This is a genomic window from Lactobacillus sp. ESL0261, assembly GCF_003693025.1.
Taxonomy (GTDB): domain Bacteria; phylum Bacillota; class Bacilli; order Lactobacillales; family Lactobacillaceae; genus Lactobacillus; species Lactobacillus kullabergensis.
On record NZ_REHN01000012.1, the window covers coordinates 126,805 to 141,904 of the forward strand.

The 15,100-nt window shown below is 35.4% G+C and carries 16 protein-coding genes; 5 read left to right on the plus strand and 11 right to left on the minus strand.

From position 1 onward, the window contains the following. Positions 1 to 4: 4 nt before the first annotated feature. Genes F5ESL0261_RS08455 through F5ESL0261_RS08470 form a run of 4 tightly spaced genes read right to left on the minus strand, consistent with a single transcriptional unit; the run spans position 5 to position 2,939 of the window. Positions 5 to 295, minus strand: a complete 291-nt coding sequence (locus F5ESL0261_RS08455; protein ID WP_109586726.1) for a PTS sugar transporter subunit IIB — start codon at positions 293 to 295, stop codon at positions 5 to 7. Between the two features lie 24 nt (positions 296 to 319). Continuing rightward, on the minus strand, positions 320 to 1,717 hold the full coding sequence (locus F5ESL0261_RS08460; RefSeq protein WP_122052887.1) for a PTS galactitol transporter subunit IIC: 1,398 nt from the start codon (positions 1,715 to 1,717) through the stop codon (positions 320 to 322). Between the two features lie 22 nt (positions 1,718 to 1,739). Then, positions 1,740 to 2,192: a PTS sugar transporter subunit IIA gene (locus F5ESL0261_RS08465; protein WP_122052888.1), complete on the minus strand. Its 453-nt coding sequence runs from the start codon at positions 2,190 to 2,192 to the stop codon at positions 1,740 to 1,742. Positions 2,193 to 2,219: 27 nt separating this feature from the next. Continuing rightward, on the minus strand, positions 2,220 to 2,939 hold the full coding sequence (locus tag F5ESL0261_RS08470) for an L-ribulose-5-phosphate 4-epimerase (protein WP_122052889.1): 720 nt from the start codon (positions 2,937 to 2,939) through the stop codon (positions 2,220 to 2,222). Between the two features lie 476 nt (positions 2,940 to 3,415). Between F5ESL0261_RS08470 and hflX the strand changes: the two genes are divergently transcribed. Then, positions 3,416 to 4,696 (plus strand): GTPase HflX, encoded by a 1,281-nt coding sequence (gene hflX, locus F5ESL0261_RS08475; protein WP_122052890.1) that lies wholly within the window; start codon positions 3,416 to 3,418, stop codon positions 4,694 to 4,696. A 165-nt stretch (positions 4,697 to 4,861) separates the two neighbouring features. Here the strand turns inward: hflX and F5ESL0261_RS08480 are convergent, their stop codons facing one another. From F5ESL0261_RS08480 to F5ESL0261_RS08495, 4 genes are all read right to left on the minus strand, one after another. Further along, on the minus strand, positions 4,862 to 5,776 hold the full coding sequence (locus F5ESL0261_RS08480) for a C40 family peptidase (protein ID WP_122052891.1): 915 nt from the start codon (positions 5,774 to 5,776) through the stop codon (positions 4,862 to 4,864). 154 nt (positions 5,777 to 5,930) lie between these two features. Further along, on the minus strand, positions 5,931 to 6,662 hold the full coding sequence (locus F5ESL0261_RS08485) for a C40 family peptidase (RefSeq protein WP_122052892.1): 732 nt from the start codon (positions 6,660 to 6,662) through the stop codon (positions 5,931 to 5,933). 203 nt (positions 6,663 to 6,865) lie between these two features. Further along, positions 6,866 to 7,459: a C40 family peptidase gene (locus tag F5ESL0261_RS08490; RefSeq protein ID WP_233560917.1), complete on the minus strand. Its 594-nt coding sequence runs from the start codon at positions 7,457 to 7,459 to the stop codon at positions 6,866 to 6,868. 86 nt (positions 7,460 to 7,545) lie between these two features. Then, complete coding sequence (locus tag F5ESL0261_RS08495; RefSeq protein WP_122052893.1) at positions 7,546 to 8,100, minus strand: guanylate kinase; 555 nt, start codon at positions 8,098 to 8,100, stop codon at positions 7,546 to 7,548. A 94-nt stretch (positions 8,101 to 8,194) separates the two neighbouring features. Here F5ESL0261_RS08495 and F5ESL0261_RS08500 point away from each other — a divergent pair, with 94 nt between their 5' ends. After that, positions 8,195 to 8,509 (plus strand): hypothetical protein, encoded by a 315-nt coding sequence (locus tag F5ESL0261_RS08500; protein WP_045928606.1) that lies wholly within the window; start codon positions 8,195 to 8,197, stop codon positions 8,507 to 8,509. A gap of 109 nt (positions 8,510 to 8,618) precedes the next feature. Further along, positions 8,619 to 10,121: an O-antigen ligase family protein gene (locus tag F5ESL0261_RS08505; protein ID WP_122052894.1), complete on the plus strand. Its 1,503-nt coding sequence runs from the start codon at positions 8,619 to 8,621 to the stop codon at positions 10,119 to 10,121. A gap of 293 nt (positions 10,122 to 10,414) precedes the next feature. Here F5ESL0261_RS08505 and F5ESL0261_RS08510 read toward each other — a convergent pair whose 3' ends face one another. Beyond that, complete coding sequence (locus F5ESL0261_RS08510) at positions 10,415 to 11,035, minus strand: LVIS_2131 family protein (protein ID WP_045928608.1); 621 nt, start codon at positions 11,033 to 11,035, stop codon at positions 10,415 to 10,417. A gap of 122 nt (positions 11,036 to 11,157) precedes the next feature. Further along, a complete protein-coding gene (locus F5ESL0261_RS08515; RefSeq protein WP_122052895.1) occupies positions 11,158 to 11,700 on the minus strand; it encodes a hypothetical protein in 543 nt (180 codons plus the stop codon). A 359-nt stretch (positions 11,701 to 12,059) separates the two neighbouring features. Here F5ESL0261_RS08515 and F5ESL0261_RS08520 point away from each other — a divergent pair, with 359 nt between their 5' ends. After that, a complete protein-coding gene (locus F5ESL0261_RS08520; protein ID WP_109586738.1) occupies positions 12,060 to 13,637 on the plus strand; it encodes a multicopper oxidase family protein in 1,578 nt (525 codons plus the stop codon). Positions 13,638 to 13,736: 99 nt separating this feature from the next. After that, positions 13,737 to 14,447, plus strand: coding sequence for a C39 family peptidase (locus F5ESL0261_RS08525; RefSeq protein ID WP_122052896.1), 711 nt, complete (start codon positions 13,737 to 13,739; stop codon positions 14,445 to 14,447). Between the two features lie 173 nt (positions 14,448 to 14,620). Here F5ESL0261_RS08525 and F5ESL0261_RS08530 read toward each other — a convergent pair whose 3' ends face one another. Beyond that, entirely contained in the window at positions 14,621 to 15,097 is a 477-nt protein-coding gene (locus F5ESL0261_RS08530) for a threonine/serine exporter family protein (protein ID WP_045928612.1), read from the minus strand. Between the last annotated feature and the right edge of the window lie 3 nt (positions 15,098 to 15,100).

The following is a 15,100-nucleotide window of genomic DNA, read 5'->3' on the forward strand; positions in this document are numbered from 1 at the left end:
AAAGTTAAAGTCCTAATTTATCGACTACTTCATTAATAACATTATCAATTCCTACATTAGTTAAAAGTGGTAAACCATTAATAACTGGAATTTTAACAGCGTCATTATCATATTGAGTAGTAGTAATAACTAAATCATATTCAGGGGCTAAAGACTCGACCTGTGCAACTGATGATTGTCCTAAAGAATACTCATCAGTTGAAATGCCGCGATTACTTAATTCCTCTTGTAATTTATTCATAGCAGTGGTACTGGTCACGACCCCCGCACCGCATGCAACTAAAATTTTCTTCATGATTTTTTCTCCTTACCTAAACAATTATTTTTCTTTAGCACTTGCTGCCATCTGATTTTCTTCAGCAATAATCTTTTTCCTGTTCCACCAGCAAAGTCCCACTATCAGAATAATGCCAATTGCATAAGCTGCAATCTTATAAGGAGCAATTTGGACTATCAACCAGGGATATGGGTTGGAACCATAATCAATACTTGAAATCAAAGACGAACCTTTCGGAATAGCAAAATGAGCAGCACGAGCACATTTGGTAATAAGTGGTGCCAAATTAGTACCAATCCACAAACCAATGACGACATTAATGGCACCAATAATAAATGATCTGAAAAAGTCACCGTGAGTAACTGAAACTATTAACGGAAACATAAAAACAAACCCTACTAAACCAATAGTTGGCAGGAATTGGTTTCCAGGTAAAATAAACGCAAACAATAGAGCAACAGGAATCATTAGGGTAGCACAAGCCAAAACTACTGGACTACCGATACCGACAGCAGTATCCATTCCGATATAAATTTTTCTTTTACCTGAAAATTTCTTTTGAGTAAATGCCTGAATGGCGTTTGAAACTGGTACAACTCCTTGTAATAACAAAGCTGCCATTTTTGGTGTAATAATCATCACGGCAGAAAGAGTAACACCCATCAACATGATTTTACCTAGCTTAGTGGCGATAGTCATCCCCGGAATGAAACCATATGCCAAAATTCCAATAATGATACCAATCGCAAAACCTAAAAGCGTTGGTTCACCCCAGGAACCGAATCTTTTATTAAAATCTTTAGCATCCATATGAATTTTATTGACACCAGGGATTTTGTCAATAATCCAGTTGAAAACAATTGCCACCGGCACAAAAGAGCCTGCATAACCATGAGGAATGGAAATTCCCGGTAAACCCAAGTATTTTTCCGAAAGTGGTGCAGTTCTGTCAGCTGTAACCATGATTACGATCATGTTTACACTTGCTAGAAACAAGCTAAGGACAATATCTTTTGTTAAAGCGTAAACTAAAGATCCACTAAATGCGAAATGCCAAAAGTCCCAAATATCAACGTCAATAGTTGACGTGGTTTTTGTAACCAGCATCAAAACATTTATTGCTATTCCCAAAGGAATCATACTGACTCCAACTGCAGTACCATATGCAATAGCTGAAGCTGAGGGCCAGCCAACATCAATTACCTGCAAATTTAAGTGCATTACCTGAATCATGTTTTTAATTGCAGGATTCATAACATCAGTCAAGATTGAAACTGTCGCATTCAAACCAATAAAGCCAATTCCAACCATTAGGCCACCACGCAATGCTTTGGTAAACGGCACTCGTACACACAAGCCAAAGATTAACATAATAATTGGAATTAGGACTGTTGGTCTCAAGCCAACTATATACATAATGAAATCAATAACAGGTTTCATAAATAACTCCCTCTCTTTATTTTTAAATATGCTTAGAAACAATTTGATAAAGTTCCTGACTATCAGTCAACTTTTGCAAATCACTTAAAAGCTTTTGATTTTGGAATAACGTCATTAACTTTTGCAACATCTTAACCTGACTATGCGGGTCTTTTAATGCCAGCATCACAACAATCTGAACATCCAAGATTTTCTGAGTTTCAGCCATATTATGAAATGGTATTGGATGATCCAAAGTAGCAAAAGCTATTGCTGCTTCATTAACGTACTGCACATCTGTATGAGGAATTGCAACCGCAATTTTGCCACTAGGCAAACCTGTTGGGTGGATTTTTTCCCTCTTCATAACCGCATTTTCAAAAGTATTTTTAACCTTACCATTAACTTGCAGCTTATTTGCCAGAAAATGAAGTACTTCATCAGCTGTATTTACTCTTACATGTGCAAAAACTAATTCTGGAAGTAAAAGCTCCATTTATTCACCTCCTTTATCGGATAATTTTTAATTGTGAGAAAAAGATTTCGCACTAGTTTGACCATAGTAAGCATTAGCTCCATGTTTCCTGTAATAATGTTTATCAAGCAGGTATCGTGGCAGTTCGCAATTTTTTCTTGTTAGTTGCAAAGTGTGATAATCTTCTTCTGCGACAACTTCTAAAACCTTCGCATTATATACTGCCTTGTCTGGCGTTGACCCCCAGCAGAACGGCCCATGCTGACTAACCAAAGCAGCAGGAGTTGCTAAATAGTCAAGGTTGCGCTCCTTAAAAGTGCGGACAATTGTCTTACCTGTATTGCACTCGTAGTCTGCTGCAATTTCTTCTTTTGTCAGTGCATCAGCTGCGGGAACATTAGTGTAGAAAGTATCAGCATGGGTAGTGTTGAGTGCCGGAATATCCATTTTAGCTGCCGCAAAAGCTACTGCCCACGGTGAATGAGTATGAACAATGCCGCCAATTTTGGGAAAGTGATTATATAAATATGTATGAGTTGGAGTGTCACTTGATGGATTGAGCTTACCTTCAACTACCTTGCCGGCTAAGTCGACAACTACCATATCCTCAGGTACTAATTTGTCATATTCAACTCCTGAAGGCTTAATAACAAATAATCCTTGCTCACGGTCAATGCCAGAAACATTGCCCCAAGTAAAGGTAACCAAACCTAATTGGGGTAACTGCATATTGGCCTCATAAACTTCTTTTTTTAATTGTTCCAGCATTATTTAGCCTCTTTCTAGATGTAATCGTTCTCAACCAATATTCAAGCACGACAACTGAATAAGCAAAAGTCAAGATTAACTATTATTTCTGGTGCAATCAGTTAACTAGAGATTTTGACAACAAAAAAGCACATCTTTTAGAATGTGCTTTTTACTTTTGATTTAGCTTTTCTTTTTCTAAATAAAATATTGTTACCTTTAAGCAAAAACGCAGTACAAAAATATTAATTACATTTTTAAATGAGGCAGCTATTTATATTAATGATAAGTCCAGCAAAAGCAATAATTTGTAATATCATTATCAAAAGGCTAATTATTTATTTTTTAACTTTACTTCTTCTTTTTGGTAAACAAAGCGATTTGTATTAAAATTAAACTATCATAGACGCGAAAGAAGCACGAAACATGAGGATTAATAATTTTTAATTTTTTTGAGAAATACCACTTAATAAATTTATTTACAGAAAGAGAAATAAATGATTGAAAATACTCCACGTAAAACAAAAGCATTTATTGCTGGAGCCAATTTAAATGATCCTAATTTTGACTACTACATGAGTGAACTGGCTAACCTTACAGAAGCCGCAAACATGGAGGTTGTAGGACAAGCTCGACAAAATGAGGAACATATAATAGCTGGCACTTATTTTGGCTTAGGAAAAATCAATGAAATTAAGGATATGGCACATGGTTTAAAAGCAAAAGTTCTAGTACTTAATGATGAATTGACGCCGGTTCAAATTCGGAACTTAGAGAAATTAACTAAATTACGAGTAATTGATCGTACCGAATTAATTTTAGAAATATTTTCAAGTAGAGCACGCACTAAGCAAGCAAAACTGCAGGTTCAACTGGCACGCCTGCAGTATGAATTGCCACGTTTGCACCCATCAGAAAATACCCTGGACCAGCAACGCGGTAATGGTGGCTCAACTGGCGGCGGCTTTGCCAACCGTGGTGCTGGTGAATCCAAACTGGAATTGAACCGGCGTACTATTGGTAAACAAATTTCTATTATAAAAAGGGAATTGCAAGCAATTGATAAGCAGGAACAAATCAAAGCCAAAAGGCGTAATCAAAACCATATTCCAAAAGTAGCACTTGTTGGTTATACCAATGCCGGCAAATCAACCACAATGAATGGACTGCTAAAAGAATTTTCTAAACATAGCGATAAACAAGTTTTTGTGAAAAATATGTTATTTGCCACATTAGATACAAACGTACGCAGAATAGACTTAGAAAATAATTTTAGTTTTATTCTTTCAGACACAGTTGGTTTTATTTCTAAATTACCTCATAATTTGATTGAATCTTTTAAAGCTACTTTGCAAGAAGTTAAAGATGCCGACTTATTAATAAACGTTGTTGATGCTTCAGATCCTAATATGATTCAAATGATTCGCACTACACAAAATGTGCTTAATGAAATTGGTGTCAAAAACACTCCAATAATAACTGCCTATAACAAGGCTGACAAGTCGGAACGCAATTATCCCCAAATTGAAGGCAGCGGCATTTTATATTCTGCAGTTGACACTAAATCTATTGAAACCCTCGCTGATTTAATAACAAAACGAATTTTTACCAATTATAAAAAAATCAATTTGTTATTGCCTTTATCCGCAGGAAAGATTTTATCCTATTTACATGAAAATGCCCAAGTATTAACAGAGACATATCAAAATGATGGTGTTCATATTGCTGTGCGGCTCTCACCTAGAGAACAAGCACAATTGGCCAGTTATATTGTCTAGACGAAAATAAACGATAGAAAACTAACACTAATAAAAAAGATTCTCACTTCAATATTGATGTGACCCCCAAATTTGTCCTAAATTTGGGAGTCATATCATATGAGAATCTTTTTTAATATAAATTGATAATCGAAAATCAATTTAATCATGAACTTTGCCTGTAAATTAGAGAAGAACACGTTTTGCTATACAAGGATAAAAATATGAGCTGATTGTTTGTAATACAACGCCTTGTTCCGGTGTGGCGGCACTGACGTACTGATTATTTCCAACATAAATGCCAACATGATAAGGCGCATCTGTCGAGCCCCAATATAATAAATCTCCAGGCTGCAACTGGCTCATTGCCACCGTTTGCCCAACCTTTACTTGATCAGTCGTTACACGAGGTAATTTCACACCACCAACTTGATTATACACATACTGCACCAGGCCAGAGCAATCATAGCTGTCTGGACCGTTGCCACCCCAGACATAGCTTTTGCCTAATTGACTTTCAGCTAAACTGACTACAGCCTGTGCACGTCTTGAAGTATCGCTTGAAGAATTATTAGAAACAGTTTTATTACCTAAATTAATTGGATTTACGGTAGTTTTATTACTCTTCCTTTTAATAACATTATTTAAACTAGGAACAACTACTTTTTGTTTTTGAACTTTTTGCTTTTTTGGTACTTTTAATGCCTTTTTAGGCTTTATTTTTTTATCTTTCTTTTTTGTGGCAACAGATTTTACTTGTTCACGAGCAGTTTTAGCATCAGATTTTTCTTCTAGATCTTCAGTATAGCGAGCTTCAATCCACTCACTGTCACCAATCATATACCATAGCTTACCTTTGCGGTCCACTGCTGTTTTAGCAACATTCCACTTACTTTTATTTTTAGCACGAAAACTTATTAGTTGTCCCCCCTCAAAATTAGTCCATATCTTGACATCTTTATTTGGTAAACAACTAATTTGAATCCTCTTGACTGGGACTTTTAATGTAGCAGCATCCACAGCTTTCTGCGGTGAAGCCACACCAATTCCGGTTAGAGTCAATGCCGCTGCAAGACCCATTTTCCAAAAATTACGCTTCATCAAATCAGTTCTCCTTCAATAGCTTAATTTGATCAAAAATTAGTATTCAATTTTATTTTAAACGCTTCAGATTTTTAATCAAGTTACACCAATCAATTAGCAATAAAAAAACACTTAGAAGATTTTCTAAGTGTTTTAAATTTCAAACTTATTCTTATTCAAGAACACGTTTTGCAACTGATGGATAGAAATATGAACTTAAATTTTCTTTTACAACCCCTTGAGCCGGAGTAGCAGCATGTACATATTGATTGTCACCAACATAGATACCCACATGATATGGAGCTGTTGATGAACCCCAAAATAGAAGGTCACCGGGCTTTAAATTTTGCATTGAAACTTTCTTGCCCTGCTTAACTTGTGAATAAGTTGTACGACTCAAGTTTACTCCGGTAGCTTTGCTGTAAACATATTGAGCTAAACCTGAACAATCAAAACCTTGAGGTCCGTTTCCGCCCCACGCGTATGATTTTCCAACTTCAGCATTTGCCAAATCAACAACTTTTTCAGCTTGTTTTACACTTTTCTTCTTGACAGTTCTGGCTTGAACTTTTGCTATTTTGACTCCCGGCTTGACAGTATAACGAGCTTGAATCCATTGATTTTCACCAATCTGATACCAAGTATTTCCCTTTTTATCAATTGCACTGCTTAAAATGCTCACTGTTTTACCGTGCTTAATTCTTTTACCAGTAAAAGTAGGATTTTCATAATTATCCCACACATTAATGCCGTATCCAGGAACATAATTGATTTTTAACTTGTTTGTAGAAGCCTTAACATTAGTAGCCACAGAGTTGGTATTTACTGCGTTTGCAATACCAAATCCAGTAATAGTCAAAGCAGCTGCAGTAGTAAATTTAACTAAATTACTTTTAACTTTCAAAATCAAAATCCCCCCGTATTCGCATCAAATTTTTTAAAAATTAAGTTCTATTTCTATGTTACAAAATCAATTTTACTCGCATATTGTTACAATAAGGTTACAATAATAATACCAGTAAGTAAAAAAAGCCCTTTCAACTTCACTATACCTGAAAGAGCATATCTGCAATTTTATAATTTTTAAAATATAGAACTAGAGTTTAATTAATCTAAAATACGTTTAGCAGCGGAGGGATAGAAATAGGCACTAATTGATTGCTTTAAAACACCTTGACTTGGGGTAGCTGCATGAACAAATTGGTTATCTCCAACATAAATGCCAACATGATAAGGTGCAACAGAAGAACCCCAGAAAAGCAAATCACCTTTCTTTAATTTTTTTAATGAAACCTTTTTACCCTGTGCTACTTGAGAATAAGTGGTTCTTGGTAAAGTTTTATCTCCAGCTTTTTTATACACATATTGTACTAAACCGGAACAATCAAAAGAGTAAGGACCTGTAGCACCGTATACATAGCCTTTACCTACCTGTTTTTTGGCTAATTTAGCTACAGCTGTCCGTTTCTTAGTTACACTACTGGCACTGACATCATTTGCAGTGGCAGCACTAACTACAGTTACACTAGTTGTACTAGTGAAAAACAAAGCAATGAAAGTTATTAACTTAACTAATCTCTTTGAGTGTCCGTGTTTCAAAATTAAACTCTTTTCTAGTTCATAAGCAAAACTTTTTAATTCCAACAAATGATAATTAGAAATCATTCGCCCTATTTCTTCGACATTTTCTATAATACTCATTTAATGTTACACATTTGTTTCAAACGAGCTACAAAACGTTAAGAATTTTATTTTGAAACGGGTTTTTTTTTACAAAAGTAATTTAATTAGTTCGGTGAGTTTCTAAGACTTGTAACAATGGTAAGGAGTTCTTTTTCAGTCTGCTGCCAGTTATCATTAATTAATATGTGAGCGTCTTTTTTCAAGTTATCAGGTAATACATTTAGCTCGCTGCCACTTAATCGTTCTTTAATTTTATGCGGATCATCACCCCTTTTTAATAAACGCTCAGCAAGCATCTCTTTAGAGCTGGTAGTAATATATAAAAAATAAACTTGCTTATTGATTGCAGCCAAATATGAAGCAGCACCCTTAATATCAACAATCAAGGATACTATATCATGGTCCAGCCAGGCTTTCTCTAATGCTTCTCTGCTCGAGCCATATTGATATGAGCCATATTTAACGTGCTCAAAAAAATGCAGTTTTTTAAAACTGGCATCAGTTTCAAAATGATAAGAGCTCTCGGGACTTTCTCCTGGTCTAATTGGCCTGGTCGTATGAGTCAAGACTCTGGGAATATCAAACTTATTTGCTAAATACTCTGAAATAGTAGTTTTGCCTGCACCACTAGGGCCAGCAATTAAAATTAATTTTTGCAAAATCCAGGCTTCCTTTACTTGAAAACAATTCGCTTTTATAATAATATCTTTCTATTATAATGAAACATGGGTAAGAGAGGAAGTAAAACTTATTATGAAAAAAGCAGATGTGAAAGCAGATGACATTCTTAGCGCTAAATCTGAAGAAGAACTGACCAAACCTTTTTTAGGTAAAGTAGAAAAAATTTACGAAAATTCTGCCCTGCTAAAAATCATTGATTATGATCCTACTGACAGAACTGCAGTTAGTGATCTTAATCAAAAAATTGTAGTGAATTTTAAAAACTTGAAAAGCATTCCTAAAAAGAAGATCAAAGAAATTCAAGCATTGGCCAAAAGTGATGTTAAAGTAGAAAAAATTAAAAAAGCTGCCAAAGAAAAAGCAAATACTGACAAGAAAAAAGATTAACAGCTATTTTTTAATTAAGAAACAGTGAATAAAGATTCACTGCTCTTTTTTTTTGCTGCGTTTTTGCCTAAAATTAAACCATGAAAATATTTATAATATGGAGAAAAAAGTGAAAGAAAAAGCAAGAACTGTCTTATTTTGGTTCATTTTAATACAACCGTTTTTAGATTTATATTGGTTTTACCATGGTACTCTGGCCAATATTTTACCATTTACTTTGCCCACAATTATCCGTATTTTGGCTGTGGCTGTACTGGTTTGTCTTTACTTTAGCTCGAAAAATTCCTGGCAGAAACTATCACAGGAAAAATTGTTACTGTTTTATATTGTTCTTTTAGCCATCTATTCAGCACTTCATTTAGTGCACGTGCAGCACTTTACCAGTGTCAGCCCCAACAATTACGGCTATACTGCGAGCGGGGAAATCTTTTATTTAATCAGAATGATGCTGCCCTTAACAGTTCTTTATTTAACTAATGAATTAAATTTTAGTCAAAAACAACTGCAATTGGTAATTGAAGGTATTTCAGGACTTTTTTCAGGCACTATCGTTCTTTCCAATCTTTTTGTTATTTCTCTTAAATCTTATGAAACAGGAACTATCAGTGCCAATATTTTTGAATGGTTTTTTAATCCTAATATTGGCTATTCCCATATGGCTTCTAAAGGTTTCTTCAACTTTACCAATATGATATCGGCAGTCTTGTTTATGCTGCTGCCGCTCATGCTCTACTATCTTTTTACTTCATTTAGCTGGCATACGGTTTTGCTAAATGTTGTGCAAGCTCTGGCAATGATCGAGATTGGTACTAAAGTAGCAGCAATTGGCCTAATTGGTGGCATAATTATTGGCCTTATCCTGTTTGGTCTACATAAATATTTGATTAAAGATGTAAAAAACGGTGGTAAGGCATTTTTAGTTGCAGTCCTAATTGAAGTAGGATCTCTGGTGATTTTGCCTTTTGGCCCTGCAATTCAGCGTTACAATTATGAAATTTATTTAGCCAAACAATCTGACCACGACTTAACTGATGAAAAAAAGGAGCTGGCTGCGGGCTTACAAAAATATCCCAGTGGCGAAAAAAGAGCTGAATTTTTACGTTACTTCATTAAGAAAAATTATCAGGAATATGCTCTCAATCCCAAGTTTGTTTTCAAAAGTTACCCGTACCAGTATGATCCAGAATTTTGGCTCAAAATTATGAATGAACCGGGTCAAGCGCGGATGGAAAATCGCCATATTGAAAAAGCAATGCTTAATCAAGTAGTCAAAATCAATAACAACAAGCTAGATAAATTTTTGGGCATTTCGTACATTCGAGAAAATAATATTTTTAATTTAGAACGCGATTTTACCGCCCAAATATATTCTTTAGGCTGGCTCGGAATGCTCCTGTTTGTCGGACCATATGTGGCAGTTTTATTTTATGGAGTATACAGGTGGCTAAGATATAAGTCAGCACGCACTTATTTAGTCAGTTCTTTAATTGTTTCCAGCAGCTTCATCTTACTGGCCGCTTTTTACTCTGGTAATGTAGTCGACTTCTTAACAGCGAGCTTTATTCTCGCTTTTGTCGAGGGAAATCTCCTGGTTCAAGTTCGTAAAAAGTAAACTATACGGAATTTTAATTAATGCGAAATTGCAAATTCATCACAGATTCAGTTATAACTAAGGGACTAATGTTGTTATCAAACTTAGTCCCTTTATTTTTTTATTTGTGATATTTTTGACCATTATAAAAACTCCGAGATCTGTTCAAATTCGGTGATTAAACTAAGTTATTGCTTAAATTTTGTACTTTTTCATTTTACGAAAAAAGAGGCTACCACTAGCCTCTGCGATTTTCAATTAAAATAGGACTTGGCACAATTTTGAAATTATGCAAACCTTTAGTTAAATTAATTTTATTTTTCTTTGATAAATGATGAATCCGGAATCCTAATTAAATAGTAGCGCGTTGCGTTGTGTCCAGCATGCATTCCGATGCCATTCTGCCACACCTTTTTATAATCAGCCGTATAAATTGCAACATAAGCACGTTGATACTTACGGTCCATTTTCTGTAGTTCTTTTTTATCATACGGAATTTTTGCGGCATTAAGATCTAAGGGACTTTTGCCATATGCAACAGTGGCAAAATCGCTGGATACTTTGATCTTCTTACCTGGTCTATAATAGGTAAAAGTCTGAGTGCTAATTCTTTTCTTTTTCGAATTAATCGTAACGTAACTTGAATTACCTTCCCCGGTGTTCATGACAATAGGCTCGTAAGTAATATGCGACGTAATTTTACTTGTATCCTCAAGGTCAGGATTGTCCAGTATAGTTTTGTTAAACAACCATACAATACCTACTATTAAAGCAACCACTTCAATAATATCGATTAAAAAATTTGGCCAGCTAAACTGCCTGTGTTTCTTGATAATCATAGTAATTCGGCGTTTGCGAATATTTTGCACAACAAAAACTAAATAAAGAATAACAATTACCCATAACAAAACTCCAAGTAGATTCCAGCTAACCATAACGGACCTCCTGCTTCTTTTTCCATTATATTGTAAAAAGTATCTTTTGAATAGCTGAGCTTAAAAATAGTATTATTAACGCAATAATTAAAAAACTTTTACCTGTTAAAAATTGAATATTTTTATTTAGTCTTTTTAGTAGTAGTTTTCTTAGTTTTTGCAGTATTTTTAGTGGCAGGCTTTTTTTTGGTCGAAGATGAAGTCTTTTGATATTCACGGACCTGCTTAATTTTTTCCTGCATTGCATCTGACAGTCTATCTGCAATTTCTGCTTGATTTTGTTCAATCTCTTCTTCTGTCGCTATTTGATCAATTCTAAACCCTGATGCATTCAAATATTCTGATTGTGTCTCAAAATATATAGCAACAGGATATTCTCTACCTTCTTCGAAGAAATTAGCGATCTTTTTGTAATTGCTATAAGGCAAATTAATGATATTGCTTTCCAAAGCAAAGACAACAGGCCTCTGTCCGCTTATTTCAAGTGCAACATGACTTAATGAACTATGTTTAAGTGCTGCTCTAGTTTCTGTAACTAATTTAGTCGCCAGCTCATGCATTCTAGCTTTTGACTTGCTAATGTCTGCATATTTAACAGTTTCTAAGTCTTCAATATAATCTTGTTTTTCTATTTTTGCAGTTAAATCTTTTAAGCTTATTTTCAAATTAAAAACCCTTATCTAAATTTATTAATTTTTATCAGTCTTTTATACGATACTCAAATTTTTGTTTAAAAACAATTTTTTTATTTCTTTTAAAAATATTTTTTAAAAAACACTTTTGCTAGTCAATGTTAATTTAAAATATCTAAAAACCGTTTTTATCCATAGAAAACCACTATTAAAGCAGAATTTTTGCTAATATTAAATAACACTTTGCTCTATAAAATTTTAAAAAAGCGTTTTTATAAATTATTATTTAAAAAACTTGGCCGTATCTACTTTACAAGCGTTTTCACATAGAGTAAATTTAACATGTAACTAAAAATTTTTCACTAAATTTTTTAACTGAAAGGTAGACGAATATGTCAGATAAAGTTTACACAGATTATTTCTATAATTCCGAAGATTTTGATAAAAATCACGAAATGGGATACAAGGATCTTCATATTCCTGAAGGTGTTGAAGCTCAACCTTTAATTGTTCCACCAGTATTAGAGCCTGATAAACAAGAAAACAATGATGTTTGGTACACAATTGAGTCCCAAGAAGGTGACTTCCAATTTTTGCCAGGTAAAAAGACTCATACTTGGGGCTACAACTTCCCAGTTCTTGGTAAAACTATGGTTTTGACCAGAGGTCAACACGTTCACGTAACTTTGAAGAACAGCTTGCCAGAATTAACTACATACCACTGGCATGGTATGGAACTTCAAGGTCCTGGTAATGATGGTGCTTGCCACTCACCAGTTTATCCAGGTGAAGAAAAGCATATTGACTTTACTGTTAAGCAACCGGCAGCCTTAACATGGCTTCATGCTCACCCATGTCCATCAACAGCCATGCAAGTTTGGATGGGGCTGGCAATGGGTGTCGTTATTACTGACGCCAACGAAGCTAAGTTGCCAATTCCTAAGACATACGGCAAGGACGAGTTCCCAATTATTTTACAAGACCGTATTTTCCACGAAGATAACCAATTTGACTACAAGGCAGACTACAACGCAATGGGTATCTTTGGTGATACTCCAATTATCAACGGTGTCGTTCGTCCATACGTTGATGTCACTACCCAAAAAGTACGTTTGCTCTTCTTAGGTGGTTCCAACCGTCGTGAATGGCGCCTGCACTTCAGCGATGATTTGGTAATGACCCAAATCGCCGGCGATGACTCATTCTTGGAGCACCCAGTTAAATTGACTAAAGTCTTAATTGGACCAGGTGAGCGTCAACAAGTAGTTGTTGATTTCAGCAATTACAAAGAAGGCGATGTTGTCAACCTTTACACTGATGACTTCAAGTTGGTTGAATTCAGAATTCACAGCTATGAAAAAGATGACAGCGTAATTCCTGACACATTGTTCAAACCATACGATCCAGTTGTTAACCCTAACTCACCAATTCCTCATGTTACTATGGACAACCACAACATGATCAACGGCAAGTTGTTCTCAATGGAAAGAATTGACATGAAGCAGGAATTGATGAATGCTGAGTACTGGGATGTAACTAACACAAACGATAAAGTTAACGGCATGTTGCACCCATTCCACACTCACGGTGCCCACTTCTTGGTTGTATCACGCAACGGTAAAGAACCATATCCAAACGAAAGAGGCGTTTACAAAGACACTATCGAAGTAGCACCTCAAGAAACGGTTCGCATAAAGGTTTACTTCCAAAACACAGGTGTGTTCATGTACCACTGCCACATTATTGAACATGAAGACGCTGGTATGATGGCTCAAATTCAAATAGTTGATCCAAAAGAACCAGACAAGAAATATCATTTGATGGACATGGAAACTTTGACTAAGGCATTCGCCGAAGAAAGAGGAGTACCTGAAGACGAAGTCTTCTGCCCAGGAATGGACGTTGAAGGTATGGCAGTTAAAGGTGAAGATCACAGTCTTGATGCTTTATCAAGCGCAACTCACCACTAATTACCGCTTTCAATAAAGAAAAAATAAAATTTAGCAAAATCGCTCATTAATTTGAGCGATTTTTTGCTTTTAATAATCATCCTATGTTTAAATAGCTTTATGAAAAAGAAAAGATTTTCCTTTAAAGCTATTTTGATATTACTATTGGTTATTTTTTCTCTAGGTTTAGTCTATACAATCTTTAATTCTACAGGTGTTAAAGACCGCTATGATTGGTTAACCTTGAAATCATCCCAGAAGTTAGATGTTCCTTTAGAAAATCAGTATCCGGATTTGCCCAACGGCTGCGAAGTGACTTCTCTTTCGATGCTTTTGCGCTATTATGGTGTTAAAGTTAATAAACTCGATCTCTCAGAGAATATTAAGCACGTTTCTTCATATACGGATGATGGCAAATACCGCGGCAACCCTCATGTTGGCTTTGTTGGCTATATGAGTCAGGCTAATGCTGGCTGGTGCGTTTATAATGAACCGCTAGAACAAGTCGGACTAAAGTACACTAGTCGTATTAAGAATTTCACGAATCATGATTTTATCCAAGTAATAAAATTGGTTTCTGATGGTCATCCAGTTTTAATTATTACTACCACCAATTTTAATCATGTTGGCGACATGCAAACGTGGCAGACAGCTCAAGGTGAAGTTCATGTGACTCCGTCTTCACACGCTTGCGTTATTACCGGCTTTGATAAAAAGGCACGAATCGTTTACGTTAATGATCCCTTTGGTCATAAAAACAAAGCAATACCTTGGAAAAACCTGGAAAAAAGTTATAACCAGCAAGGTAAACAAGCATTATATTTAAAATAAAAAAGAGCAGATTCAATTAAGAATCTGCTCTTTTTCAAATCGAGGCCCGTTAAAATTAACAGGTGACTACTTCTGTTCACATCAGGTTGGTCAACCACCAGCACTTCCCGTGCCTGCCACTTAAGGCGGGTGTCCTCACACAAATACGCATCTCGCGTTTTTGTCGACTCGCATTAATTATTATACTTATCTGAGTAACGTTTGTAAAATTTTTTTATTCTGAAGAAAATTTCCACACACATATTTGATAAAAGCATCCCCAAAGCAATTGATCCTGTGACAATTATTACTCTTAAAACTGCATCATTTGCACCCCTAAGGTTGCCGGATGTTAATTCACGCACAGCCTGGTATGCTGGAACACCTGGCACTAAAGGCACAATCGCAGGGATATAAAAAACTGTAGCCGGGCATTTTTTCATTCTGGCAAAAACTATCCCTAAAATACCAATCGCAAAAGAGCCAAGTAAATTGGATAATAACCGACCCATCGACGCTCTCATTGACAGCCAATAAATAATCCAGCTAATAATTCCACTCACGCCGGCCAAATTAAGTACTCGTCTTGGGACATTGATTGTTAATGCAAAACAGGCTGAAGCCAAATAGGCAAAAGCAACATTAATTACTATTTCTAACCAAAAAGGCATTTT

Coding starts and splice junctions, on each gene's coding strand:
- F5ESL0261_RS08455 (WP_109586726.1), bottom strand. CDS start 295: ATGAAGAAAATTTTAGTTGCATGCGGTGCGGGGGTCGTGACCAGTACC.
- F5ESL0261_RS08460 (WP_122052887.1), bottom strand. CDS start 1,717: ATGAAACCTGTTATTGATTTCATTATGTATATAGTTGGCTTGAGACCA.
- F5ESL0261_RS08465 (WP_122052888.1), bottom strand. CDS start 2,192: ATGGAGCTTTTACTTCCAGAATTAGTTTTTGCACATGTAAGAGTAAAT.
- F5ESL0261_RS08470 (WP_122052889.1), bottom strand. CDS start 2,939: ATGCTGGAACAATTAAAAAAAGAAGTTTATGAGGCCAATATGCAGTTA.
- hflX (WP_122052890.1), top strand. CDS start 3,416: ATGATTGAAAATACTCCACGTAAAACAAAAGCATTTATTGCTGGAGCC.
- F5ESL0261_RS08480 (WP_122052891.1), bottom strand. CDS start 5,776: ATGAAGCGTAATTTTTGGAAAATGGGTCTTGCAGCGGCATTGACTCTA.
- F5ESL0261_RS08490 (WP_233560917.1), bottom strand. CDS start 7,459: ATGAGTATTATAGAAAATGTCGAAGAAATAGGGCGAATGATTTCTAAT.
- F5ESL0261_RS08500 (WP_045928606.1), top strand. CDS start 8,195: ATGAAAAAAGCAGATGTGAAAGCAGATGACATTCTTAGCGCTAAATCT.
- F5ESL0261_RS08510 (WP_045928608.1), bottom strand. CDS start 11,035: ATGGTTAGCTGGAATCTACTTGGAGTTTTGTTATGGGTAATTGTTATT.
- F5ESL0261_RS08520 (WP_109586738.1), top strand. CDS start 12,060: ATGTCAGATAAAGTTTACACAGATTATTTCTATAATTCCGAAGATTTT.
- F5ESL0261_RS08525 (WP_122052896.1), top strand. CDS start 13,737: ATGAAAAAGAAAAGATTTTCCTTTAAAGCTATTTTGATATTACTATTG.
- F5ESL0261_RS08530 (WP_045928612.1), bottom strand. CDS start 15,097: ATGCCTTTTTGGTTAGAAATAGTAATTAATGTTGCTTTTGCCTATTTG.